The organism is Rhodococcus sp. no. 34, assembly GCF_054589475.1.
Genome location: NZ_BAAILK010000012.1, coordinates 706382 through 730055, shown reverse-complemented (window position 1 = coordinate 730055; position 23674 = coordinate 706382). Strand labels below are relative to the sequence as shown.

Annotated in this window: 23 protein-coding genes; 17 read left to right on the top strand and 6 right to left on the bottom strand. The window is 61.5% G+C overall.

All coding sequences use genetic code 11. From position 1 onward, the window contains the following. Window positions 1-4 precede the first annotated feature (4 nt). The 5 genes from hutC (at window position 5) to ACYP01_RS04365 (ending at window position 5111) form a co-directional block, all read left to right on the top strand. The gene (gene hutC, locus ACYP01_RS04385) at window positions 5-760 is read left to right on the top strand and encodes a histidine utilization repressor (protein ID WP_024487384.1); all 756 of its coding nucleotides are present in this window, start codon (window positions 5-7) and stop codon (window positions 758-760) included. 217 nt (window positions 761-977) lie between these two features. Next, a complete protein-coding gene (locus tag ACYP01_RS04380; RefSeq protein WP_373937662.1) occupies window positions 978-2372 on the top strand; it encodes a serine hydrolase domain-containing protein in 1395 nt (464 codons plus the stop codon). A 97-nt stretch (window positions 2373-2469) separates the two neighbouring features. Beyond that, window positions 2470-3549, top strand: a complete 1080-nt coding sequence (locus tag ACYP01_RS04375) for a dipeptidase (protein ID WP_373937663.1) — start codon at window positions 2470-2472, stop codon at window positions 3547-3549. A gap of 32 nt (window positions 3550-3581) precedes the next feature. Continuing rightward, window positions 3582-4517 carry an alpha/beta fold hydrolase gene (locus ACYP01_RS04370; protein WP_007732711.1) on the top strand — a complete coding sequence of 312 codons (936 nt, stop codon included), beginning with the start codon at window positions 3582-3584 and terminating at the stop codon, window positions 4515-4517. A gap of 87 nt (window positions 4518-4604) precedes the next feature. Then, window positions 4605-5111: a ClbS/DfsB family four-helix bundle protein gene (locus tag ACYP01_RS04365; RefSeq protein ID WP_064443723.1), complete on the top strand. Its 507-nt coding sequence runs from the start codon at window positions 4605-4607 to the stop codon at window positions 5109-5111. Here the strand turns inward: ACYP01_RS04365 and ACYP01_RS04360 are convergent. Then, window positions 5102-5680: a GNAT family N-acetyltransferase gene (locus tag ACYP01_RS04360; RefSeq protein WP_314675163.1), complete on the bottom strand. Its 579-nt coding sequence runs from the start codon at window positions 5678-5680 to the stop codon at window positions 5102-5104. The two genes, ACYP01_RS04365 and ACYP01_RS04360, sit on opposite strands and share 10 nt — an antisense overlap. 214 nt (window positions 5681-5894) lie before the next feature. Here ACYP01_RS04360 and ACYP01_RS04355 point away from each other — a divergent pair, with 214 nt between their 5' ends. After that, window positions 5895-6689: an SDR family NAD(P)-dependent oxidoreductase gene (locus ACYP01_RS04355; RefSeq protein WP_075834420.1), complete on the top strand. Its 795-nt coding sequence runs from the start codon at window positions 5895-5897 to the stop codon at window positions 6687-6689. A gap of 1 nt (window position 6690) precedes the next feature. Here the strand turns inward: ACYP01_RS04355 and ACYP01_RS04350 are convergent, their stop codons facing one another. The 4 genes from ACYP01_RS04350 to ACYP01_RS04335 are packed head-to-tail and all read right to left on the bottom strand — an operon-like array spanning window position 6691 to window position 9457. Then, window positions 6691-7149 (bottom strand): nuclear transport factor 2 family protein, encoded by a 459-nt coding sequence (locus ACYP01_RS04350; RefSeq protein ID WP_459678768.1) that lies wholly within the window; start codon window positions 7147-7149, stop codon window positions 6691-6693. 51 nt (window positions 7150-7200) lie between these two features. Beyond that, window positions 7201-7989 (bottom strand): SDR family NAD(P)-dependent oxidoreductase, encoded by a 789-nt coding sequence (locus ACYP01_RS04345; RefSeq protein ID WP_020909164.1) that lies wholly within the window; start codon window positions 7987-7989, stop codon window positions 7201-7203. Between the two features lie 30 nt (window positions 7990-8019). Next, complete coding sequence (locus ACYP01_RS04340) at window positions 8020-8316, bottom strand: hypothetical protein (RefSeq protein WP_192712211.1); 297 nt, start codon at window positions 8314-8316, stop codon at window positions 8020-8022. Then, window positions 8294-9457: a Rieske 2Fe-2S domain-containing protein gene (locus ACYP01_RS04335; protein WP_003940257.1), complete on the bottom strand. Its 1164-nt coding sequence runs from the start codon at window positions 9455-9457 to the stop codon at window positions 8294-8296. Before ACYP01_RS04335 ends, ACYP01_RS04340 begins: the two co-directional genes overlap by 23 nt. Before the next feature lie 237 nt (window positions 9458-9694). Here ACYP01_RS04335 and hsaA point away from each other — a divergent pair, with 237 nt between their 5' ends. The 8 genes from hsaA (at window position 9695) to ACYP01_RS04295 (ending at window position 17708) form a co-directional block, all read left to right on the top strand. Further along, window positions 9695-10861, top strand: coding sequence for a 3-hydroxy-9,10-secoandrosta-1,3,5(10)-triene-9,17-dione monooxygenase oxygenase subunit (gene hsaA / locus ACYP01_RS04330; RefSeq protein ID WP_042448427.1), 1167 nt, complete (start codon window positions 9695-9697; stop codon window positions 10859-10861). 38 nt (window positions 10862-10899) lie between these two features. Beyond that, a complete protein-coding gene (locus tag ACYP01_RS04325; RefSeq protein ID WP_228401331.1) occupies window positions 10900-12192 on the top strand; it encodes a type I glutamate--ammonia ligase in 1293 nt (430 codons plus the stop codon). 65 nt (window positions 12193-12257) lie between these two features. Continuing rightward, entirely contained in the window at window positions 12258-12617 is a 360-nt protein-coding gene (locus ACYP01_RS04320; RefSeq protein WP_003940373.1) for an ArsR/SmtB family transcription factor, read from the top strand. Beyond that, window positions 12610-13071 (top strand): SRPBCC family protein, encoded by a 462-nt coding sequence (locus ACYP01_RS04315; protein WP_030536982.1) that lies wholly within the window; start codon window positions 12610-12612, stop codon window positions 13069-13071. Before ACYP01_RS04320 ends, ACYP01_RS04315 begins: the two co-directional genes overlap by 8 nt. A gap of 81 nt (window positions 13072-13152) precedes the next feature. Continuing rightward, entirely contained in the window at window positions 13153-14034 is an 882-nt protein-coding gene (locus tag ACYP01_RS04310; protein WP_058037664.1) for an SMP-30/gluconolactonase/LRE family protein, read from the top strand. A gap of 1 nt (window position 14035) precedes the next feature. Beyond that, window positions 14036-15052, top strand: a complete 1017-nt coding sequence (locus tag ACYP01_RS04305) for a TIGR03617 family F420-dependent LLM class oxidoreductase (protein WP_459678765.1) — start codon at window positions 14036-14038, stop codon at window positions 15050-15052. A gap of 30 nt (window positions 15053-15082) precedes the next feature. Then, the gene (locus ACYP01_RS04300) at window positions 15083-15634 is read left to right on the top strand and encodes a pyridoxamine 5'-phosphate oxidase family protein (RefSeq protein WP_459678763.1); all 552 of its coding nucleotides are present in this window, start codon (window positions 15083-15085) and stop codon (window positions 15632-15634) included. A gap of 163 nt (window positions 15635-15797) precedes the next feature. Beyond that, the gene (locus ACYP01_RS04295) at window positions 15798-17708 is read left to right on the top strand and encodes an alkyl/aryl-sulfatase (RefSeq protein WP_099697521.1); all 1911 of its coding nucleotides are present in this window, start codon (window positions 15798-15800) and stop codon (window positions 17706-17708) included. 82 nt (window positions 17709-17790) lie between these two features. On the opposite strand, the gene ACYP01_RS04290 is transcribed toward ACYP01_RS04295, so the two are convergent. Continuing rightward, window positions 17791-19323 (bottom strand): FAD-dependent oxidoreductase, encoded by a 1533-nt coding sequence (locus ACYP01_RS04290; RefSeq protein WP_037128865.1) that lies wholly within the window; start codon window positions 19321-19323, stop codon window positions 17791-17793. A 153-nt stretch (window positions 19324-19476) separates the two neighbouring features. On the opposite strand from ACYP01_RS04290, the gene ACYP01_RS04285 reads away from it, so the two are divergent. The 3 genes from ACYP01_RS04285 to ACYP01_RS04275 all read left to right on the top strand — a co-directional run bounded on the left by ACYP01_RS04285 (window position 19477) and on the right by ACYP01_RS04275 (window position 23674). Further along, window positions 19477-20103 carry a TetR family transcriptional regulator gene (locus tag ACYP01_RS04285; RefSeq protein WP_030536987.1) on the top strand — a complete coding sequence of 209 codons (627 nt, stop codon included), beginning with the start codon at window positions 19477-19479 and terminating at the stop codon, window positions 20101-20103. A gap of 192 nt (window positions 20104-20295) precedes the next feature. Beyond that, the gene (locus tag ACYP01_RS04280) at window positions 20296-21459 is read left to right on the top strand and encodes a steroid 3-ketoacyl-CoA thiolase (protein WP_007732681.1); all 1164 of its coding nucleotides are present in this window, start codon (window positions 20296-20298) and stop codon (window positions 21457-21459) included. Between the two features lie 34 nt (window positions 21460-21493). Continuing rightward, window positions 21494-23674 (top strand): acyl-CoA dehydrogenase, encoded by a 2181-nt coding sequence (locus ACYP01_RS04275; RefSeq protein WP_007732680.1) that lies wholly within the window; start codon window positions 21494-21496, stop codon window positions 23672-23674.

Here is a 23674-nt window from a genome sequence, read left to right as displayed (position 1 = left end):
GGCGATGGCGATTGCCGAAGTGGACGCAGAACTCGCCGTGCTGTTCAACGAGGCAGGCGGCGAGTCCGCCCCTGCCTACGAACGGGTCAAGAACCTCGTGGTCTCGCAGATCAACTCGGGTCGGTGGACCGAAGGCGATCAGCTGCCTTCGGAGAATCAACTGGTCAGTGCGCTGGGGTTGTCACGAATGACGATCAATCGAGCGCTTCGCGAACTCACCAGCGACGGTCTGATCGTGCGGATGATGGGGGTCGGTACTTTTGTCGCCGCCACGAAGACCGCGTCCCCGCTGTTCGAAGTCAAGAACATCGCCGACGAGATTCAGCGCCGCGGCCACCGTCATCGAACCGAGGTCGTCTTCGTTCGTGAGGAAGAAACCGACCACGGGCAGACGTTCCTTCGTGAATCGGTGGGCAAACGGGTGTTCCATTCGCTGATGGTGCACTTCGAGGACGAAACTCCGATTCAGGTGGAAGACCGATTCGTGAATCCGAACGAGGCGCCAGACTATCTGCGCCAGGACTTCACCGCGATCACCCCCAACAACTACTTGAGTGACGTTGCGCCTCTGGTTCGCGGCGAGCATGTCGTGGAAGCGGTGTTGGGTAGCCCGGACGAATGCGAGCTGTTACGCATCGATCGCGGGGAACCGTGCCTGCTGATTCGCCGCCGCACCTGGTCGGCTAACGGATTGGTCAGCGCGGCGCGCTTGATCCATCCGGGTTCACGCAATCGCTTGGAAGGAACCTTCGAGCGCTGATCGTTTCGAATGGCGAATCCTGAACACTCGCTCGTCCGATTGCACCATTTTCGGGGCCGACTTCGGTGCAATCGACCAGGACGTGACTGCCAGCACACTGAGATCATGGGTGGACGGTTATTGCTTCCGCAACTTCACTTCCCGACGAGTGAGACCTGAGCGGATCCCAGCAACGCCGTCTACGCCGCTCGCTTCCATGATCGAAGGAGTTCGACCTGTGACCGACTTGCCCAAGGACCTACTTGTCGCCCCGAAGTGGCAGGAACGCCTCGACGAACTGGCAGCCAAGCATTCGGTACCGGGCGCGCAGGTCGGTGTGATCGCGCTGGGCGAAGACGGCGCAGCGGACATCCGTGTCATCACCACCGGAGTGACGAGCCTGAACACGCGCGTCGACGTCGATGCAGACACCCTGTTCCAGTACGGATCCGCGAGCAAGATCTGGACGACGACGCTGATCATGCAGCTCGTCGACGAGGGCAAGCTGACGCTGGACACCCTGGTGGTGGAGGTGCTTCCGGAGTTCACGATCGCGGATCCTTCCAACACGAAGGAAATCACGATCCGCCAGTTGCTCACGCACACAAGCGGTATCGACGGAGACCTGTTCAACGACACCGGTGACGGTGACGACTGCGTCGAGAAGTACGTCGACGAACTCGCGACCGCGATCAGCGTCACCGAGCCCGGCGGGCATCTGAGTTACAGCAACGCGGGTTTTGCCGTTGCCGGCCGCATCGTCGAGGTCCTTCGTGAGATGACGTGGGACGAGGCGTTGGTCGAATATCTCTGGAAGCCACTCGGATTGACGCACATCATCACCAAGGCCAAGGACGCGCCGCTGTTCCGCACGGCCGTCGGCCACGTGGCCAACCCGGATCGGACGTCGCCGGACAAGGTGATTCCGACCAAGCAGTGGCTGCTTCCGCGCGGTATCGGTCCGGCCGGGATCATCACCGGATCGGTCAGCTCGCTCCTGACCTTCGGTGCTGCACACATGCGTGACGGACTCGCATTGACGGGTGAACGCATTCTGTCCGAAGAATCCGCGCGCCTGATGCGCACTCCGCAATTCGACCTGACCGCGGTCTCGAGCGTCGATCAGGCCTGGGGTCTCGGCTGGATCCTGTCCGACTGGGGTGGCGTGACGTCCGCGCAGCACGGTGGTGCGACGATCGGCCAGATCACTCGTTTTCACACCTTCCCCGAGCTCGGTCTCGCCATGGCCGTGGTGACCAACTCGCGTGGCGGCGGCGCCCTGGCCCACGACATCGAGAAGGAGATCGCCCAGGAGCTCGATCTCGTTCTGCCGGAGCCGAAGTCCGAGCCGAATGCGGAAGACATCGACCTGTCGCACATTCTCGGAACCTATGAATCGACAACCGTGCGAATCGAACTCACGCGCGGCGAGGACGGCGGATTCCAGGTGCAGAACTTCGCCAAGGTCGAGATCGACGGCGAGCCGCCGGCTCCGCCCACCAAGGTCGTGCCTCTGTCTGCCTCCCGGTTCTCGATCAGTAACGAGAGCGCTTCGGGTGAGATGGCTCATCTCACGATCCATGGCGAGCAATATCTTTACATGACAAGGCTTTTCAAGAAGATTTCCGACTAGTCGCGGCGAGATGATTCTCTCCGCTGAATGAAATCTCGGGCAGGTCGAAGGCGATGAGGGTCCTCGACCTGCCCGCACTACTTTTCGAGGAAAACTCATGATGAAACCTCTCGCTCCTTTTCCGGACGTGAATCACCCCGCGGCACTCGATGCTTACGGCCTTGCGCCGGTCATCGACGGTCACAACGATCTGGCCTGGACGGCTCGCGAAACTGCCGCATACTCGGTGGAGAATCTCGAGAAGGATTCCATCTTCCAAACCGACATCGACAAACTCGGTCGCGGCGGCGTCGGTGCGCAGTTCTGGTCGGTCTACACCCCGTGTGACCGGACGGAGCCAGAGGCGGTTCAGTACACACTCGAACAGATCGACTACGTGTACCGGATGATCGAGCGATACCCGGATACTTTCGAATTCGCGCGTACAGGTGACGACGTGCGTCGCATCTGGAGCGAGGGCAAGGTCGCGTCCTTGTTGGGCGCGGAGGGCGGTCACAGCATCGGCAGCTCGCTCGGTGTCCTGAGAATGATGGCGCGCCTTGGTCTTCGGTACATGACGCTGACGCACAACGACAACACCGGGTGGGCGGACTCCGCGACGGATACGCGAGCGCATGGCGGCCTCACCGACTTCGGTCGCGAGATCGTGCGCGAAATGAATCGGCTCGGCGTACTCGTCGACCTGTCGCACGTCTCGGTGGAAACGATGAGAGATGCCATCGAGACGTCGTCGGCGCCGGTGATTTTCAGCCATTCGTCGTGCTCTCAGCTATGCGGTCACCCCCGTAATGTTCCCGACGACGTCATGCGACTGCTCGCGGACAACGGCGGGGTCATCATGATCGCCTTTGTACCCATGTTCCTTTCTGCCGAGTACAACGAGTGGTTCAAAGGCGGGCGAGTCGGCCCACGACCGGCGATGACAGTGGACCATCTCGCCGACCACGTCGAGCATGCCCGAGACGTCGCGGGCATCGACCACATCGGTTTGGGCAGTGACTACGACGGTTTCGACGACTTTCCGGACGGTATGCAGGACGTATCCGGTTTCGCGGTGTTGATAGACCGTCTGGCGGAACGCGGTTGGTCCGCGGAGGACTTGGCAAAGCTGATGGGCAACAACGTGTTGCGTGTGCTCGACGAGACCAGTGCGGCCTCGATGTCGAGCCTTTCCTAGCCGTATCGACGCCCGAGAAGATGAGGATGAGAATGAAGAAGATTCGTACCGTTGCACTGAAGCTGGTTGCTTCGGTGTCCGTAGTTCTGGTTGTGCTGGTATCGATAGCGCTCGTATTCAATGTCGGCTCCAGCAAAGCGAGCGTTCCGGCCGGGGAGACGGGCAACCAGTTCGTGTCCGTCGACGGAAAGAACATGAGCTACTCGATCCGCGGCAACGGCGATCAGACCATAGTGCTGTTACCCGGGTTCGGAACGTCCGCACCGATTCTCGACTTCACACCGCTTGTCAACGAGCTCGCACCCGACTACCGCGTCGTCACGATCGAGCCCTTCGGTTACGGCTACAGTGACGGAACGGACAAGGACCGCACGACTGCGAACATCGTCGAAGAGATTCATACGGCAGTACAGTCGCTGGGAATTGACGAATACATCCTCATGGGGCACTCGATCACTGGTCTCTATGCGCTGGACTACACCGCGAAGTACCGTGACGAGGTCACCGCATTCGTGGGTATCGACAGCAGTGTTCCAGGGCAGCCGAACATGGATACCAAATTCCCGATCGACGCACTCCGAGTTGGAAGGCAATTGGGCTTGGCGGAATTGCTGTCCAAGGTCGTCGGTGGTGAAGCCTCGGACGAGTACCTCGATCCCGCCGCAAAGGACGAGATGCGACAGTTGACTGCGAAGAACAACTTCAGCGATACCTATCTCAACGAGATGGATCATCTTTCGAGTAACTTTGCTGAAGCAATCGGCAAGACGTTCCCAGCCGATCTTCCGATTCTGTTGTTCGCCGTGAACAATTCAGAAGTTCAGGGCTGGACAGAGCTGCACGAAGGGCAGGCAGCCTCCGTCGATCACGGAGAGGTGATCTTGCTGGACGGAGACCACTACCTGCACCACACCAGGTCGAAGGAAATCGCCGAGAACCTCGGAAGGTTCTTGGGTGAGCTGAACTGAATCCGGGAGGACGTTAAAGTTGGAGGCGGGGCCATCGAGTCGAGATGGTCCCGCTTCTTTCTTCTCCACTGATCGTTCGGAGGCATTGTGGCGCAGACCTGGTCACGCGAAGAACTGGTGAGCGAGCTGGACTCGGCGTATTCGAAACTCGAAGCGTTACTCGACGGCGTCGCCGAGGCCGATGCGTTCGACGCCGTTGCCGTCGACGCGTGGACGGTGCACGACGTACTCGCTGTGCGTGTCTGGTGGGCAGAGGCCGTCGCAGAGTGGATAGGTGCCGGGCTGCGAGACGAGGCTCCGCAGACGCCGGCGGCGGGTTACAAATGGACGCAAACACCCGCACTGAACCAGTCGGTTGTCGACGCGAGCATCGACATTCCGGCTCAGGAGCTTCGTGACCGCTTGGGAGCTGCTGTTGCGATGTTGCGCAACTACATCGAGACCCTTGACGACGATCAACTGCTGTCGGTCGGGGTTTTCTCGTGGACCCGGACGTGGCCGGTCTCGAGGTGGATCGCCGTCAACACGATCACCCAATACGCGTCGTTGTCGAAAATGATTCGGCGAGTGCTGAAGTCGAACAATCAGCCCTGAAGTCGATGCATCCGCCATACCGTCGGTCCGTCAGTCAGTGAGATTTCGCCTGCTATCGTGAAACCGAACCGTTGATACAGCGGTAGATTTCGTTCGGTCGACGTATCGAGCCAGCAATTCTGTTCGGTTCGATCCAGTTCCGCCAAAGCATGTTTCAGTAGCGCAGAACCCAATCCGGTTCCGCGTGAACGCGGCATCGTACCGATCGTTGCCAACGACCACGCGTTGTCGGGGACGGGAAGCGCAGACAGTTGTTGGTCAGCCTGAAGAACGCGCTCGAACCGATCTCCGTGCAGTTCGACGATCTTCTCGACGGTCGCTTCATCAGGCTCTGGAGTGTCCGGCGGCAGGACTGCGATGACGCCGTTGCCGGAATCGTCGATGTAGGAACGCCCGAACGGTAGTGCCAGGTGTTCGAGATAGATCCGTTGCAGAGTCGCGACGCGTTCCACGTGGGAGTCTTCGGCGACGCACCAGTTCGTCCAGGGGTAGTCGGCAAACGCCTCGCCGAGAACCTCGGCGGCACGGTCGAGATCGTCGATGGACAGCGGTCGAACAGAATTCTGCATAGTGCCACTTCAGCACAGTGAGGTCTTCCGTCGCCACTCGATTTCGGCGGTGTAGCAGGTGCGCGGGCCGTGGTCACGTACTTGTGAGTTCATTCAAGAAAGTTGGACGAGGCTGTCGATCCTGCGTTGACTGGTAGTGATCGGGCAATCGCCGAGCTGTCAACTCCGGGCACGTGAGATCCGGGTATGGCGATTCTCCGCGAAAGGAACAGATATGAACAGGCTCGAAGGCAAGAATGTAGTGATCACAGGCGCCGCCAGTGGAATCGGGCGTGCAGCAGCACAACTCATGGCGGCAGAGGGCGCCAAGGTGCTGGTCGCCGACCTCGATCCTGCGCGTGCAGAGGAAGCGGCGGTGGCGATTCGCGAGACCGGTGGCAATGCACTGGGTTTCGGCGTCGATGTCATGAACGAGGACTCTCTGGCAGCGATGATCGAAAAGGCGGTCGCCGAATTCGGCGGCATCAACGTCCTGTGTAATCACGTGGGCGGTAGTAACCCGCGCAAGGATCTCGACCTGCTCCGGATGGACTTGGACGAGTGGGATCGCGTGATGTCGCTCAACGTCCGCAGCACTGTCGTCGCTTCACGACTTGCCATTCCGCACATGAACAGTGCCGGTGGAGGATCGATCGTCAACACGGCCTCGGTAGGTGGATTGATCGGGGATTCCCTGCAGTCTGCCTACGGATCCGCCAAAGCGGCAGTCATTCGTCTGACGCAGTACATCGCAGTCCAGTACGGAGCAAACGGTGTTCGGTGCAATGCCGTAGCGCCGGGCGCGATCATGACACCCGCTCTCGTGGACAACATCCCCGCTGATGTCATCGACGGCATGAAGCAGGCAAACGCCCTGCCTTACCTCGGCGAACCCGAAGACATCGCGCATGCCATGGTCTACTTGGCTTCGGACGAATCTCGCTACATGACGGGGCAGACCCTGGTGGTCGACGGCGGACTCACCAGCAAGAGTCCGCTCGCGACCGGCCGTTCGTCGATGTTGAGCTGAATCAGCTCCGCCAACCGCTGGGGCCGGCGCCCAGAACCTCGATGGATCCCTGACTGGCGTGTGAATGCTTGGTGCGGTGCGTCATTCGCCACCTTCCGTCGATTCGGGTCCAAGAATCGTGGTAGTCGCCGAGGGTGAAGAAGTTCAGGTGAGCCTTGCTCCCGGTGCCCACATGCATGTCGCTGACATAGGAGCGGCTGGTGGCGAGATCGCCGACCACCTCGACCAGCACGTTACCGATCAGATGTTGGGTGGGACCGCACTCGTCGAGGAACGAGCGGATGGACGCCACTACCTCGGCGGGTCCGCGCAGAGTTCCGGTGCCCAATTCTGCCGTAGCGTCCGGCGTCATGATCCGGTGGAGTTCATCCCAGTCCCGCGCATCCATGGCTCGGGCGAACTCGAAGATGGAGCGGGTGATCTCGCGTTCGTCGAGAAGAGTGGTGATGTCGATGCTCATGCTGTGCGCCTTTCTTAACGTCGGGGGGTTAATAAAGGCGCACAGCAGATGTCAGCGGTTGAGCAGCTTGCGCATCGCTTCGGCAGCGCCCTTGACCATCTTGTCTCGGGGGAAGCCACTGCGCTTCTTGGCGCCTTCGTAGTTTCCTGCAGCCACCCAGATCGGGCCGTCGGCAAGGTGTTCGAGACCTTCACGTGCAACATCTTCGGGCTCTGCGACGTTCATGCCCGGGATGTCGAAGTTCAGTCCCGCGCGAATCATAGCGGGTGTGCGAGTGACACCGAGAATGAACTCGACGACGTGAACGCCGTACGGCTGGAGTTCGAGCCACAGGCTTTCGGCGAAGATGCGCCCGAATGCCTTGGACGCCGCGTAGATGCTCTGGTGCTCGGAGCCCATGAATCCGGCCAGCGAACCAAGCAGCATGATGCCGCCGCGTCCGCGATCCTTCATCAATCCGCCGAAGTGGTGCGAGAGTTCGAGCTGCTTGTTGATGTTCAGCTCGATGACTCCCGCAAATCCCGTCAGATCACCGGTCACGAACTCGTGGCCGTAGCTGTTGGCGCCGGCGTTGAAGATGAGCAGGCCGACCTCGACGTCGTCGGTGACCGCCTTGATCTGATCGAGCGCGTCCGGAACGAGCAGATCCAATGCGAGAGTGCGTACTTCGACGCCGTTGGCGCGTGCCTTGGCCGCGGTCTCCTCGAGCGGGCCCGGCTTGCGGGCGATGAGAACGAGGTTGATGCCGATCTTGCTGAGCTCGTCGGCGAACCCTGCGCCGACACCTTCGGAACCGCCGGCGATGACTGCCCACGGGCCGTAGTACTGAGGATCGATCATTACTACCTTCTTCGAAAGATGTTGGCTTGACTAGTGAAACGGAGTCGGTACGGGTTCGCTGTCGTCGACGATCGGCTGAGGCACCGGCTCGTCGTTGAGAATCTCGAGCTTGCCGGCCGTTGCAGCGTTCACGATGGACGCGATCAAGGCGCCGCACTCCTTGCGGGGAGCACCGGGTCGTCCTTCGCGTTGCCCGAATTCACGGTCGTCGGCGATTTCGAGGCACTGGGCGCGGGCCTGGTCACTCCACTGAACGGTGGTGTGTTCCCAGCTGTTCTTCTGAACCAGGACCTGCGCCTTGCACTCAGCGCACTGAAGAGGCTGCATCTTCGTCTGCCTTCTTCGCAGCGAGGTTGTCTTCGACTTCCTTCTGCCAGGCGGCGACGGGTCGCGCGGTGTCGAGTTCGAATTCGAAGCGTTCGGTCATCTCGGGAGCGATGTCCGCGACGTCGACGTAGAACTGTTCGTACCAGCGACGGAGCTGGTAGACCGGGCCGTCTTCTTCGCACAGGAGCGGGTTCTCGATGCGAGTCTTGTTCTTCCAGATCTCGACGTCCTGCTCGAAGCCCTTGGCGATGAACGTGCCGAAGTTCGCGGCCATCGCGTCGGCAGCTTCACCCTGGAAGCGATCCGACTTCTTGACGATGATGCCGTACTGGAGGACGAACTTGTCAGCGCTGACCGGGTAGTGGCAGTTGATGAGCACAGAGTCGACGTTGTAGTCCTCGTACTCGTAGGTCAGGTCGTCGACCATGAAGGAGGGGCCGAAGTACGTGGCAACAGAGTTGCTGCCGACCATCTTCGGGGTGCCTGCTGCGTGGGGACGCATGTCCGAGCGAGCGACGCCGCGCATGTACTGCGTTGCGGCGTGGCCTTCGAAGACGTTCTTGAAGTACGTCGGGAAGGAGTAGTGCACGTAGAAGAAGTGCGCCATGTCGACGATGTTGTCGACGATTTCACGACAGTTGGTGTCGACGGTCGTGGTGTACCAGACCCAGTCGCTCCACTCGTCGCTGAGCGCGCCTTCGATACGGGGGATGGCTACGTCGTCGGTCGGCGGGTTGCCCTCGGGGTCGTGCCAGACGAAGAGCATGCCGTCCTGGTCGAGGGTCTGCCAGGCGCGCGTCTTGGCCAGCGGGGGAACGCGGCGTGCATACGGAATCTTCTGGCACTTGCCGTTGCCGCCCCAGCGCCAATCGTGGAACGGACAGGCAATGGCGTCGCCCTTGATGGTGCCCTGGCTCAGGTCGCCACCCATGTGGCGGCAGTACGCGTCGAGGATCTTGACGTTGCCTTCACTGTCGGCGAAGACGACGAGCTTGGTGCCGAACGCCTCGATGGAGTGCGGCTGGCCGTCCTTGAAGGACTCCGTGAGCCCAATGCAGTGCCATCCACGCGCAAAGCGTGTAGGCGCGGTTCCAGCTTGGATCTCGCGAACCTCGTCGTTGTCGGACTGAGTGATCGTCACGATGAGTCCCGTCCTTTCCAGGGGCAGTGTCGACGCCCGACGCTAGGGGAGCGTGAATTGCCTCTGGGGTCTCGTCTCACTGGCCGGGACCAGCGGCGAGCGCGAGGATCCGGCGGCTGATCCCGGCCTCCGGGACTTCCGATCACCGGAACGCGTGACCGACATATCGTGACGGGGCAGCCGTTATGTCTATCTGCCGATCCGCTCCCTCACGGTTCGGTGCGAGGAGTGTCTCCCATGGTCAACAAGGTTCTGAGTTCAGTCCGTGATCTGCTCCCGAAGATCGCGGCCCGCGCTCAGAAGGTCGACGATTCGCGCAAGATCTCCGAACGGACCATCCGGGAGCTGTCCGAAGCCGGCGTCTTCTCCATGCTGGCGCCGAAAAGATACGGAGGTGCCGAGAGCGACCCGGTTCAGTTCTACGAAGTGGTCAGGGCCATCTCGGCTGCCTGCGGCTCGACCGGTTGGGTCGCGTCGGTGGTGGGGGTGCACCCGTGGCATCTTGCACTTTTCGACGACCGAGCGCAGGCCGACGTGTGGGGAGAGGATCAGACGACGCTCATCTCGTCCGCCTACGCGCCGGTCGGTCGACTGACGGCGGTGGACGGTGGTTACGAACTGTCGGGCCAGTGGGGCTTCTCTTCCGGCTGTGATCACGCGAGTTGGGCATTGCTGGGCGCGATGGTGGTCGGCATGGATGGTCGTCCCGTCGATTTCATGACGGTGTTGGTGCCGCGTACGGATTACGAGATCCGAGATGTCTGGGATGTCGTGGGGATGCGCGGCACCGCGAGCAACGAGATCGTGGTCGACAAGGCCTTCGTTCCCGAGCACCGATTGAAGCGCAACTACGAGACCGCACAACTTCGCGGCCCAGGCCAAGCAGTCAATCCTGGTCCGCTGTACAAGCTTCCGTTCGGGAGTATCTTCACCTCGACGGTTGCCGCTCCGTGTGTGGGCATCGTCGCCGGTTGTTACGAGGGGTACCTGGACGTGATGCGTGAGCGCGTCCGTCTGAGTTTGGGTGGTGGACGGTTCAGCGAGGATCAGTTCGCTCAGGTCGCCGTCGCACGTGCGTCGTCGGAGATCGATGCTGCGATTCTGCAGATGGATCGCAATATCCGGGAGATGTACGAACTTGCTGTGGCCGGTCAGGAGCTCCCACTCTCGATGAGGCTGCGTGCGCGTCGTGATCAGGTTCGTGCGACGGAACGCTCGGTGGAAGCGATCGACATGCTTTTCAAGACGGCAGGCGGGAACTCCCTCTCTCGCGGAAACCCGATCGAGCGTGCGTGGCGTGACGTTCATGCGGGCAGCGTTCACGTTGCCAACGAACCCGAGCGCGCGTTGGCGCTCTACGGCCGGGCGGCGTTCGGACTGCCGGTGGAGGACAACCTGATCTGACGGGTTGGCGCGTCACCGGGTGGGGTATTTGCCTTTGGATGAGGGAAGTACCGGCTCTGACCATCGGCTCGATCGTCGACATGGCGGGTGTCGCGCGCGCGAAGGTGATGCCGGCCGGCCGAACCGGTGTCTTCGAGAAAGCCGGTGCGGGAGTCTCACCGAGCTGGAACGTCTTCTGTAGCGACGATCGGATTGCCTTCACCGATTCCTTTTCCGTCGTGGGTGATCTCCGGTTGCGTATCGACCGCTCCGACCTCCGTGATCTCGGAGGGGGCGTGTCGTGGGCGCCGGCGACGTTGCACGAGCAAGACGGTGCGACGGCTGCCGTGTGTACTCGGTCCGCACTCACTGCCGTCGTGGCGCGGCTTGCCGCCGACGGACTGGAAGCTCGGGTGGGTCACGAGATCGAGTTCACTCTTTTCGGTGATGCGTGCAACGGAGCGTGGTCGGCGTACGGGTTAGGTGCAGTCCTGCGCCGCGAGGACTTCCTCAAGGACCTTCTGCGCAATGCCGAACGCGCACAACTTCATATCGAGCAAGTTCATGCAGAGTACGGACCGGAACAATTCGAGATCTCCATCGCTCCGGCAACTCCTGTTCAGGCTGCCGACCTGGTGATACTGGCCCGGATCTTGATCAGCCGCACTGCCAGAGCCCACGGATTGGCGGCCTCGTTTTCACCGATACCTACGGTCGGAGGTGCAGGGAACGGTGCACACCAGCACTTTTCGTTGAACTCAGGTGGGCGACCCGTCTTCTCCGGTGGCGGGCAGGAGTACGGGATGACCGACAAAGGATCGTCAGCTTTGGGTGGAATCCTCTCTCACCTCACGGAATTCACGGCCATCTTTGCGTCCTCACCGCTCTCCGGGGTCAGGCTGCGACCGGACAATTGGTCGGGGGCCTACGTCTGTTGGGGGCTCGAGAACCGGGAAGCGGCACTGAGGTTCTGCGCAGAGTCACCGTCGAATCCACACGGCGCCAACGCCGAAGTGAAAATCGTCGATCCATCGGCCAACCCGTATCTGGCGACCGCTGCGATACTTGGCCTTTCGCATATCGGTATCGGCAATGCCTCGCCATTGCCGCCGGAAATTGTGGTGAACCCGTCGACTCTCACGGAGGCGGAACGTGATGAGCGCGGGGTGACCCGAGTCCCCACCGATCTGCGCGAGATAGTGCAGAAGTTCAACTCCTCCTCGGTGGCGAAGGAAATCTTCGGGGAGTCGATCATCGAAGCGATGGTGTCAGTGAAGGGAGTTGAGCGCGAGACTTTCTCCCAGATGGACGAGGCGACAACCGTCGAGCGGCTTCGATATACCTGGAGCTGAAAGGGTTGACGCGCAAGATGTCGAGTCCTATGTTTAAGCTATTCCTTAATTAAGGAGTTGCTTACATGGACGAGCGAAGTGGCCGACTCGATGCAGTGTTCAGCGCATTGGCCGACCCGACGAGGCGTGAAATGCTCTCTCGCCTCACTGATGGTTCGATGACCGTCGGTGAGTTGGCCGAGCCGTTCGAAATGAGTCGACCTGCCATCTCTCAGCATCTGAAGGTGCTCGAGCGAGCCGGTCTCATCGAACGAACCGCCACCGCGCAATGGCGCACGTGCACCCTTCGCGCAGAGGGTCTCGACGACGCCAGCGCCTGGGTCGACGAACACCGGCGAGGCTGGAACGAACGCTTCGACCTCCTCGACGAGCGTCTACGTGAGCTGAAACAACGTCGACCGAAGAAGGAGAAGGACAATGAGTGACCGGAATGCCGATGCCACTGCAGAATTCACCATCACCCGGATCTTCGACGCGCCGCGCGACCTTGTCTGGCAGGCGTGGACCGACCCCGACGAGGCGGCGCGCTGGTGGCATCCGAAGGGTGTCAGCAGTCCCCGTGAGCATGTCACGATCGATCCCAGAGTTGGCGGAACGTACCGCTACCTGATGATCAACGACGAGAACGGAGCCGAGTACCCCACCGGCGGAACCTATCTCGAGGTCGACGAGCCGAAGAGGCTGGTCTTCACCTGGGGAAATCCGAGTGATCCGGTGGATGCCGCACCTCGGATAACGGTCACGCTCGCAGAACGGGGTGACAAAACCGAGATGACCTTCCACCTGGTAGGAATTCCGGGATTCAAGGGTGACGGGAATGTGTACGACGGATGGGAATCCGCTTTCGACGTGTTGGACGAAGTTCGCGCCGGCGACTAGTCGGGAATCGGACACCGCGACAGCGGTGCCGGTGATTGAATGAGACTGATACTTCATTCATCACCGACTCAGGAGAGCCCGATGGCACCAGAAGTTGCGGTAGTTCTCGAGGGATACACCTACTTCGAATGCCCGCGCTGGCACGAGAACCGGATCTGGGTGTCGGACTTCTACACCTACCAGGTGATTTCGGCCCGCGAGGACGGGACCGACATACGCGTCGAGGCGGAGGTTCCAGGGCAGCCGTCCGGGCTGGGGTGGCTTCCGGACGGCAGATTACTGGTCGTCTCCATGCGGGACCAGAAGATTCTGCGGCGAGAATCCGATGGCGAGTTGGTGGTGCACGCAGACTTGTCCGGGTACGTCAGTGCCAACGTCAACGACATGCTGGTCGACGCACAGGGACGAGCGTACGTGGGCAACTTCGGGTTCGATCTGATGAACCTGGCCCCCGTCGAGACGGCAGATCTCCTCCGCGTCGACCCCGACGGATCGGTGCACGTCGTCGCGCGAGATCTCCACTTCCCCAACGGAATGGCTCTGACGTCGACCGGAGATCTGCTCGTGGACGAAACGCTGGGAAATCGAATCAGTGCGTTTGCCGTCCAGGCCGACGGCTCTCTGGGTGAACGCCGCGACTGGGCGTCGTTCGGGCCGGTGCCTGGTGGACCCGAGATGGAGACCACCCTCGCTCAGATCGTCGTTGCGGCGGACGGGTGTTGTATCGACGGAGACGATTCGATGTGGGTGGCCGATGCCCTCGGAAGCCGTGTTCTTCATGTGGGCGCCAGCGGGGAGATAGTCGACGAAATTGCCTTCGACAGCGGTGTCTTCGCTTGCGGACTCGGCGGTTCCGACGGTCGTACCCTGTTCGTTTGTGCCGCCCCGGATTTCAATGAACACGCTCGCAAGGTGGCTACCGAAGGAAAGCTGCTGTCGATTCGCCTGGAGCCTTTGAGCTGATATGGAATTGGTGACCTCGCTACCTGCCGACACTCCGCTGCGGCAGGTAGCTGAGCACGTCCGACGCATCGAGAACCTTGGTTTCGACACGGTGCACATCTCCGAAACCATTCGTGATCCGTTTGCGGTGGCGGCCTTGGCCGTCGAGCACAGCAGTACTCTCACTGTCCGGACGTCGATGGTTGTCGCGTTTGCGCGCAGTCCCATGGTGACGGCTTTGGCTGCCTGGGATCTTGCGGGTTTCTCGGGTGGGCGATTTCAACTGGGGCTTGCGACGCAGGTGCGTGGGAACATCGTCGGGCGGTACTCGATGCCGTGGACGGATCCTGTTGCGCAACTGCGTGATTACGTCAGCGCTGTACGCGAGATCTTCCGAGTTTTTCAGGAGGGCGGTGAACTCGACCATGCCGGAACGCACTACACCTTCGACCGGCTGCAGCCCTACTTCAATCCCGGGCCGCTCGATGTTCCGGCTCCGGAGATCTGGACCGGGGGAGTGAACTCGCGCATGTGCTCACTGGCGGGAGCCGTCGCCGACGGTTTTGTTTCTCACCCCACCAGCTCCCATCCGAAGGTGCTCGCGGAGAGGATCATTCCATCGTTGACGGCAGGAGGAAGGAAGCCGCGACTGATTGTCGTTCCGAAGATGATCACCGGCAAAGATCCTGCCGCGATACTTGCTCAACGAGAAGCGGTGCGCAGTGAACTTGCCTTTCTCTACTCCACTCCGGCGTACCGAGTCGCGCTGGAGGTCCTCGGATTATCCGAGGTCGGGGAAGAACTGACAGTGATGGCGCGGGCAGGTGATTGGGCTCGACTACCTGCCGTCCTCACCGACGATGTTCTCGACAGGCTGGTCACGCAATGCACCTACGCCGAACTCCCCGAGGTGCTGAGTTCGAAATACGCGAGTCTCTGCGACGGCATTGCACTGGCGGTGCCGGCGAATCCCGCCGACGACCGCGTCTTCGCAGCGATGTGTGAGGAGATTCGAGCCGCCGCAGCGTCTGCCCCGTGACGTCCAGTCGGCGCGAACTACACTCTCGACATGGGGCGCGTCTACGAAGGCATCGATGAAAAGCTCACCACGTGGTTGCAGGCTCAACCGCTGTTCGTCGTTGCCACCGCACCGTTGTCTGCTGACGGGTTGGTCAATTGCTCACCCAAAGGGGGAGTCGGATCGTTTGTGGTGCTGACATCCAACCGGGTGGCGTACCTCGACCTCACCGGCAGCGGTGTGGAAACCATCGCGCACGTGCGCGAGAACTCCCGAATAACACTGATGTTCATGGCGTTTGAAGGCCCGCCGAAGATCGTACGACTGCACGGTCACGGACACGTTCTGCTTGCAGGGTCGGAACCGTTCAACGAGCTTGTCGGTAGGTTCCCTGAGCACCCGGGGGTGCGGTCAATCGTCGTGGTCGATCTGACGCGCATTTCGGATTCGTGCGGATACGCAGTACCGCTGATGGACTACCAATCCGATCGTGACGTGCTCGACCGCGTGGCGGAGAAGAAGGGCCCGGAGCGGCTAATCGCCTATCGCGCCGAGAAGAACGCGAAGAGTGTGGACGGGTTGCCCGGTCTCGACCCGGAGTGACGCTCTGGTCCTGTCCGTTGTTCAGTCGCCGTCTCACCTGCGATGGGTGATGCGCGAATTCCGCGTGGCCACCAGATTGGTTGCAGAGGGTTCCGCGTGAGGTCACGTCGATGGCATCGCGTTCTTGCGTGGACGAGGACACAAGGACCGGAGGAGAGTGCTCATGGGTGCTGAGACCAAGCCTGCAACACCGTTCACCGTCGAGGTCAATCGCGCGGCAGTCGACGACTATCCCATGTCTGACCGGGAGGATTTCGGCGACGCGGACCGCGGGTTCATCGCCGGGTGGGAGAACGATCAGGTCTTCAACGACGAGGGCGATCTGATTCACGACGGTCAACCTCTGGAGTACATCACCGATGACAAGCAAGCGCCTGACTCTGTGAACCCCAGTCTGTGGCGGCAGTCGCAGTTGGTGAGGCGCTGCGGGCTCTACAAGGTTGTCGACGGGCTGTACCAAGTCAGGTTCGCGGTTAACCTGACCATTGTCGATGCGCCGGACGGACTGGTCATCATCGACACCACCACCAGCGCTGATCTAGCCAAAGCAGGCCTGGAACTCTTCCGCCGTGAACTCGGCAACAACAAGCCGATCGTCGCGATCATCTATACCCACACGCATTTCGACCACTACGCCGGCGTCAAGGGCCTCGTCGACGAAGCAGACGTGGTGTCCGGCAAGATTCCGATCGTCGCGCCTGGAACCATCGAGTCTTTCAACAAGTTTGCGATCGGCGAGAACGTCATCACCGGCAATGCGATGTCGCGGCGGATGGGGTACACCTTCGGTTTGATTCTGCCCCAATGTGATTGTGGTCTGGTGACCGTCGGTCTGGGATCAGGCGCCGACGGGATGAACATCCACATGACCTACATTCCGCCCACCGACGGCATCACCAAGACCGGTGAGGTACGCAATCTCGGCGGGTGGGACTTCGAGTTCCTCTACGCTCCCGACACCGAAGCGCCGGAGGAGATGCATATCTGGATCCCGGCCATCAAAGCGCTCACCTGTGCCGAGAACGCCAATCACTCGATGCACAACATCCAGACGATCCGAGGCGCACGCACCCGAGATGCGCGCAACTTCGCCAGATACCTGGATGAGACTTTGGTGCGGTGGGGCGACGAGGTCGAAGTTCACCACGGTCCGCACACGTGGCCGGTGTGGGGGAACGCCACGGTGGTGGAATTCCTTGAATCACAACGGGATATGTACAAGTTCATTCACGACCAGGCGCTAAGGTTCGCGAACCAGGGCTACACGCCGCTCGAAGCTGCGGAGGTCGTCCGGCTACCGGAAGCCATCGGACAGAAGTGGTACAACCGCTACTACCACGGCGGACTGCACCACAACGTGCGCGCTGTGTTCCACAAGGAGCTCGGCTTCTGGGACGGTGACCCTGCGACGATCCTGCCGTTGCTGCCCGAGGATCACGCCAAGCGGCACGTCGACTTGATCGGGCGGGAGAAGATACTCGCCGAGGGCCGCAATGCTTTTGATGCAGGCGATTATCGGTGGGCGGTGCAGCTTCTTCATCACTTGGTATTCGCCGATTCTGACGACGAGGAAGCGAAGAATCTACAGGCGGATGCCTACGAACAGCTCGGGTATCAACAGGAAGTGCCGCAGTATCGGTCGATTTTCCTCGCCACCGCAATGGAACTGAGAAACGGGGTGACCGGTGCCGGCCAGGTCAACACCGACAGTACGGACACGATTCTGTCGATGCCGATAGATCTGCTCTTCGACTACGCCGGTGTGCATCTCGTTGCGGAGAAGGCGAACGACGTCGACATTTCCATCAACTTCAGTTTTGCCGATACCAAGCAGGATTGGAACATGTGGGTGCGTCGGGCGGTGCTGAACGCACGCTCCGGACGTGCACCCGACGCGCAGCTGACGGTCACGGGCCCGAAGCCGTTACTTGCCGGAATCCTGCTCCAACCGGGCAAGGCATCCGCCATTCTCGAAAGCGGGAAGGTCACGCACGACGGCGACGTCTCGACACTGTCGCGCTTTGCCGACATCATGGACGTGTTCGACCCGAATTTCAACATCGCGACGCCGTGAGACAGAGTGTGGGGCAGCCGATTGCGATATCGGCTGCCCCACGATCTGTTGCCACACAGTGCGATTGAACTGTGTTACTTCGTTACTTCGCCATGTCCTGGGCTGCTCGGTACGAGAAGACCATGGCCGTGCCGAGCGGAACGCCAGGACCGGGGTAGAAGCGGCCGCTCAGTGACGCGCTCGTGTTGCCGGCGGCGTACAGGCCGTCGATGGCGCTGCCGTCGGCACGCAGGACTCGACCGTTGACGTCGGTGACCAATCCGCCCTTGGTGCCGAGGTCACTGAGGACGATGCGGGCCGCGTAGAACGGACCGTTTTCGATCGCCGTCAGTGCCGCATTCGCGCCGCCGTTGGGTGGGCAGAAGAATGCGTCGTACGGGTCTTCGCCGCGATGGAACTCTTCGTCGACTCCCAGCTTTGCGGCATCGTTGAACTTTTCGACAGTACTGCGCAATGCGTCGGCCGGCAGTCCGGTCTTGGCGGCGAGTTCTTCGAGAGTGTCGGCGGCGACCCAGGTTCCGGCCTCGAGGTGCTTGGCAGGCGCCGTGTTCGGGATGCAGATGGCAGGTAGTCCGCCACCCTCGCGCGAGTCGAAGATCATGAACGATGGCACTGCAGAACCGTTGTCGTCGTGCGCATCCATGGCCCGGCCGAACTGGTCGTACGGGAGAGACTCGTTGAGGTAACGCTCGCCCGCGTTGTCGACGACGAGTCCGCCGCGAACGCCGACCATGAATGCGGCGCTGCCGTCCGGCTGCTCGACGCCGGGGCAGAACCACGCCTGATCGAGCAAAGCGGTTGCGCCACCGACAGCAATTCCGGCGGAGATCGCGTCACCGGTGTTGGCGCCGAAGGGACCCATACTCCAGATCGCTTTGCCGGGGGTGCCGGCCTGCTCACGCATCTCGGCGTTGCCTTCGATGCCGCCCGCTGCCATCAGCACACCGCGGTTCGCCTTGATTCGCTGGGTTTCGCCGCCGGATTCGACCTCGGCGCCGACAACCCGACCGTCTTCCACGATCAGGGAGGTGAGGATGGATTCGGTACGAAGTTCTGCGTTACCGGTGCTCTGGACTGCGGCCAGCAGTCGGCCGATCAGTGCGCGCCCACCGATCATCGGGCCGGGAGCATGATCCTGACCGGTGCGGTCTTGGTCGAGTTCCGGACGCACCTTGCCGGCGAGGTCACCGATGTCGGCGGGATCGAGATCGAGAGGGTTGATGGAGCGTCCCGTGTCCATCCGGCCTTCGGCCTTGTAGTAGTCGGGGAACGCACGGAACTCGAATTCGATGTGCGGGTTCTGCTCGAGTAGTGCGACGACATCGGGAGCGGTCTCGACATAGGCATCCTGGCGCTCGGACTCGGCGTCGCCGAGCAATGCGCGCAGATAGGTGCGTGCGTTCTCCGTCGAGTCGGGGAGTCCCGCACGTTCCTGTACTTGGGTTCCCGGCAGCCAGATGGATGCGCCCGAGTACGCGGAAGTTCCGCCGAAGCGATCGGTTTTCTCGAGGACGATCGTCGTCAATCCTCGAGCTGCCGCGGTGTATGCGCCGGTCAGCGCGCCGCCGCCGGAGCCGACTACCAACACGTCGCACTCGGTGGTCCAGTCCTGCATCATTGCGTCCTTACTCCAAGAGGGTGGGGTGTCCACGGAATACCGCACGGGGAGAGAAGGCCATGCCAGGTCCCACTGAGCGGGCAATATGCCGAGATGGGTGGTCGAGATGAGAGAATTGGCGAGGTCGTTCGCGACCGGGACACAGAATCGATGATGGGGGCGACGTTGCCGAGAATTGCCGAGGTCAGGGACGCTGCAGAGCCCAGTTCGGACGAGCAGCGGGCGCGCCATGTGCGGATGCTGGAAGCGGCAGCCGAATTGGGGACCGAGAAGGAACTCTCACGGGTACAGATGCACGAGGTCGCCAAGCGGGCGGGCGTGGCTATCGGCACTCTTTATCGCTATTTCCCCTCGAAGACGCACCTCTTCGTCGCTGTGATGGTCGAGCAGATCGACCAGATCGGTGCCAGCTTTGTCAGGCATCAGGTTCAGTCGGACAATCCGCAGGATGCGGTGTACGAGGTATTGGTTCGCGCGACTCGCGGGTTACTGCGTCGGCCGGCTCTCTCGACTGCGATGCTGCAGTCGTCCAGTACCGCCAACGTCGCGACGGTGCCGGACGTGGGAAAGATCGATCGCGGCTTCCGGCAGATCATCCTCGACGCGGCCGGGATCGAGAACCCCACCGAGGAAGACAACACCGGGTTGCGTCTGCTGATGCAGCTGTGGTTCGGGGTCATCCAATCGTGCCTCAACGGTCGAATCTCCATCCCCGATGCGGAGTACGACATCCGCAAGGGATGCGACCTGCTTCTGGTGAATCTCTCACGGCACTGACGTGACTTCGCCCCTCTCTGGGGAGGGTTCGTCATGTTCGCAAAATTGAAATCAATTCTATTTTTGAATCAGCATCAGTTGAGAGTTGATGTCAATCCGGACATTGCCCTGGCATCATTAATAGAATAAATTACAGAAAAATAGACGGTGAGCCAGCTCACCGACCGAAAACTCCACGAAGGAGCGAACATCATGGGTCATGCAGTCATCGTCGAGGCCGCTCGGACACCTATCGGCCGTCGTCGCGGCGCCCTGGCGGGACTGCACCCCGCCGAGATTCTGGGAGCAGCGCAGCTCGGCGTTCTCGAACGGGCAGGCGTCGCACCGGAAGACATCGGACAGATCATCGGCGGCTGTGTCACCCAGGCAGGTGAGCAGTCCAACAACGTCACGCGGCAGGCGTGGCTGCACGCCGGATTGCCGTACAGCACCGCGGCAACCACTATCGACTGCGCCTGTGGATCCGCCCAGCAGGCAGTGCATTTGATTTCCGGCCTGATTTCGTCTGGTCAGATCTCGGCCGGTATCGGCTGCGGCGTCGAGGCTATGAGCCGTGTGTTCCTGGGTCAGGCAAACGCACCCGGAACGGGAAACCCGTACCCGGACGACTGGACCATCGACATGGGTGACCAGTTCACCTCCGCGCAGCGAATTGCCGAGAAGCGTGGGATCACGCGCGCCGACGTCGACGCGTTCGGTCTGGAATCGCAGCGCCGCGCAGCTCAGGCTTGGGCAGAAGGACGCTTCGACCGCGAGATCGTGCCCGTCAAGGCTCCCGTGGTGGACAAGGAAGGCGTGCCTACCGGTGAGATCGCCACTGTCACTCGCGACGGGGGACTGCGTGAGACGACGGCAGAAGCGCTGGCTGGGCTCAAGCCGGTCATCGAAGGCCATATCCACACCGCCGGCAACTCGTCGCAGATCAGTGATGGCGCGGCTGCGGTACTGCTGATGAGCGAAGAGCGCGCACAGGAACTGGGATTGAAGCCCCGCGCGCGGATCGTCGCGTCCGGCATGGTCGGATCCGATCCCTTCTATCACCTGGACGGACCGATCGAGTCCACCCAGATGGTGCTCGACAAGGCCAAAATGACCTTGGACGACATCGATCTCGTCGAAATCAACGAAGCCTTTGCCTCGGTCGTGCTCTCCTGGGCGCAGGTTCACGGCGCAGACCTGTCCAAGGTCAACGTCAACGGTGGTGCGATCGCGCTCGGACATCCCGTCGGTTCCACGGGCGCTCGTCTGATCACCACTGCGCTGCACGAACTCGAGCGCTCGAACAAGTCGACGGCTCTGGTCACGATGTGCGCCGGTGGCGCTCTCTCGACCGCCACCATTATCGAACGCATCTGACCCGTACTGACACTGTCGAATTGACGAGGTAGACATGACTATTGGATTGAGTGAAGAAGATCGTGACCTCCGCGACTCCGTACGGGGCTGGGCGGCGCGTCACGCAACACCCACCGTCGTCCGTGAAGCCGTCGAGGCGAAGGTCGAAACTCGCCCCCAACTCTGGAACGGGCTTGCCGAGCAGGGGCTTCTCGGACTACACGTAGCCGAGGAATTCGGCGGCGCAGGATACGGATTGGTCGAACTCGCCATCGTCGTCGAGGAACTTGGACGCTCGATGGTTCCCGGACCGTTCCTGCCGACGGTAGTGGTCAGCGCTGTTCTCAGTGATGCCGGAGAAACGGACAGACTGCCGACGCTCGTGGATGGCAGCACGCTCGGAGCTGTTGCACTGCAGCCAGGGTCGCTGAAGATCACCCGCGACGGCGACAACACCACCCTCAGCGGAACGTCCAGCCTTATTCTCGGCGGCCATGTCGCTGACCTGTTCCTCCTCGCGACGGACAGCGGATTCGTTCTGCTCGGACGTGACCGCCTCGAGGTCACGGACTTGGCCAGCTACGACGTCGTGCGTCGTAACTCCGAGGTCACCGTCGACGGTTTGGTGCTCACCGATTCCGAGATCCTCACCATCGATACCCAGCGTGTACTGGACATTGCCGCAACACTGTTCGCGGCCGAGGCATCAGGCTTGGCCGACTGGGCAGTCACGACGTCGGCCGACTACGCGAAGGTGCGTCAGCAGTTCGGTCGCCCGATCGGCCAGTTCCAGGGTGTCAAGCACAAGGCTGCACGTATGCTCGCGCTTGCCGAGCAGGCACGCGTCTGCGCTTGGGACGCTGCGCGTGCGCTGACTCCCGCCAACGGCGTCGGTGCCGAAGAGGCTTCTCTCGCAGCAGCCGTCGCCGGAGCCACGGCCCTCGAGGCTGGCTTCTCCGTCACGCGTGACTGCATCCAGGTGCTCGGCGGAATCGGCTACACGTGGGAGCACGACGCGCACCTGTACCTGCGCCGCGCGCAGTCCCTGCGAATTCTGCTGGGTTCCACGGCATCCTGGCGTCGTCGCGTTGCCGAGCTGACCATTGCCGGAACCCGTCGCGTGCTCAGCGTCGAGCTGCCGCCCGAGGCCGAGGCGATCCGAGCCGACGTCCGAGCCGAGCTCGCTCCTGCACTCGAACTCGAAGGCGCCGCCCAGAAAACGTATCTCGCGGAAAAGGGCTACACCGCACCGCACTTCACGGCTCCGTGGGGCAAATCCGCCGATGCCGTCAGCCAGCTGGTCATCGCCGAAGAGCTGCGCGCTGCGAAGATCAAGCCGCACGACATGATCATCGGCAACTGGGTCATCCCGACGCTCATCGCGCACGGCAACGAAGAGCAGCTCGCCAAGTTCGTCCCGCCGTCACTGCGCGGCGACATCGTCTGGTGTCAGCTCTTCTCCGAGCCCGGCGCAGGTTCCGACCTCGCCGCGCTGAGTACAAAGGCCACCAAGGTCGACGGTGGCTGGAAGTTGCAGGGCCAGAAGGTGTGGACGTCGATGGCACGCGACGCGCACTGGGGAATCTGCCTCGCGCGCACCGACGCCGACGCCCCCAAGCACAAGGGTCTGTCCTACTTCCTGATCGACATCAAGAACAGCGGCCTCGACATTCGCCCGCTTCGCGAGATCACCGGTGAAGCACTGTTCAACGAAGTCTTCTTCGACGACGTCTTCGTTCCCGACGAGTGCCTGGTCGGCGAGCCAGGCGACGGCTGGAAGCTCGCTCGCACCACGCTGGCCAACGAGCGTGTCTCGCTGTCCAACGACTCGTCGCTCGGATCGGGTGGCGAGGCTCTTCTGAGCCTGGTCGACGGACTGCCCGGTGGCATCGACGACGAGCAGCTGACCGTGCTCGGAAAGGTGCTGTGCGACGCGCAATCCGGTGGTCTGCTCGGTCTGCGCACCACGCTGCGCTCGCTCACCGGCGCGCAGCCGGGTGCCGAATCCTCGGTGGCGAAGCTGATCGGTGTCGAGCACATCCAGCAGGTCTGGGACGTGGCAATGGAGTGGGCCGGACCGAGTTCACTTCTGGGCGAACAGCATCGGATGTCTGCAACCCAGATGTTCTTGAACTCGCAGTGCATGTCCATCGCGGGTGGTACAACCAATGTTCAGCTCAACATCATCGGTGAGCGAATCCTGGGTCTGCCTCGCGACCCTGAACCGGGAAAGTGA

What these genes read in the sequence shown, in the direction of transcription:
- hutC (WP_024487384.1), top strand. Translation starts at nt 5, where the DNA reads ATGGCGATTGCCGAAGTGGACGCAGAACTCGCCGTGCTGTTCAACGAG.
- ACYP01_RS04375 (WP_373937663.1), top strand. Translation starts at nt 2,470, where the DNA reads ATGATGAAACCTCTCGCTCCTTTTCCGGACGTGAATCACCCCGCGGCA.
- ACYP01_RS04370 (WP_007732711.1), top strand. Translation starts at nt 3,582, where the DNA reads ATGAAGAAGATTCGTACCGTTGCACTGAAGCTGGTTGCTTCGGTGTCC.
- ACYP01_RS04360 (WP_314675163.1), bottom strand. Translation starts at nt 5,680, where the DNA reads ATGCAGAATTCTGTTCGACCGCTGTCCATCGACGATCTCGACCGTGCC.
- ACYP01_RS04355 (WP_075834420.1), top strand. Translation starts at nt 5,895, where the DNA reads ATGAACAGGCTCGAAGGCAAGAATGTAGTGATCACAGGCGCCGCCAGT.
- ACYP01_RS04350 (WP_459678768.1), bottom strand. Translation starts at nt 7,149, where the DNA reads ATGAGCATCGACATCACCACTCTTCTCGACGAACGCGAGATCACCCGC.
- ACYP01_RS04345 (WP_020909164.1), bottom strand. Translation starts at nt 7,989, where the DNA reads ATGATCGATCCTCAGTACTACGGCCCGTGGGCAGTCATCGCCGGCGGT.
- ACYP01_RS04340 (WP_192712211.1), bottom strand. Translation starts at nt 8,316, where the DNA reads ATGCAGCCTCTTCAGTGCGCTGAGTGCAAGGCGCAGGTCCTGGTTCAG.
- hsaA (WP_042448427.1), top strand. Translation starts at nt 9,695, where the DNA reads ATGGTCAACAAGGTTCTGAGTTCAGTCCGTGATCTGCTCCCGAAGATC.
- ACYP01_RS04325 (WP_228401331.1), top strand. Translation starts at nt 10,900, where the DNA reads ATGAGGGAAGTACCGGCTCTGACCATCGGCTCGATCGTCGACATGGCG.
- ACYP01_RS04320 (WP_003940373.1), top strand. Translation starts at nt 12,258, where the DNA reads ATGGACGAGCGAAGTGGCCGACTCGATGCAGTGTTCAGCGCATTGGCC.
- ACYP01_RS04315 (WP_030536982.1), top strand. Translation starts at nt 12,610, where the DNA reads ATGAGTGACCGGAATGCCGATGCCACTGCAGAATTCACCATCACCCGG.
- ACYP01_RS04310 (WP_058037664.1), top strand. Translation starts at nt 13,153, where the DNA reads ATGGCACCAGAAGTTGCGGTAGTTCTCGAGGGATACACCTACTTCGAA.
- ACYP01_RS04305 (WP_459678765.1), top strand. Translation starts at nt 14,036, where the DNA reads ATGGAATTGGTGACCTCGCTACCTGCCGACACTCCGCTGCGGCAGGTA.
- ACYP01_RS04300 (WP_459678763.1), top strand. Translation starts at nt 15,083, where the DNA reads ATGGGGCGCGTCTACGAAGGCATCGATGAAAAGCTCACCACGTGGTTG.
- ACYP01_RS04295 (WP_099697521.1), top strand. Translation starts at nt 15,798, where the DNA reads ATGGGTGCTGAGACCAAGCCTGCAACACCGTTCACCGTCGAGGTCAAT.
- ACYP01_RS04290 (WP_037128865.1), bottom strand. Translation starts at nt 19,323, where the DNA reads ATGCAGGACTGGACCACCGAGTGCGACGTGTTGGTAGTCGGCTCCGGC.
- ACYP01_RS04285 (WP_030536987.1), top strand. Translation starts at nt 19,477, where the DNA reads ATGATGGGGGCGACGTTGCCGAGAATTGCCGAGGTCAGGGACGCTGCA.
- ACYP01_RS04280 (WP_007732681.1), top strand. Translation starts at nt 20,296, where the DNA reads ATGGGTCATGCAGTCATCGTCGAGGCCGCTCGGACACCTATCGGCCGT.
- ACYP01_RS04275 (WP_007732680.1), top strand. Translation starts at nt 21,494, where the DNA reads ATGACTATTGGATTGAGTGAAGAAGATCGTGACCTCCGCGACTCCGTA.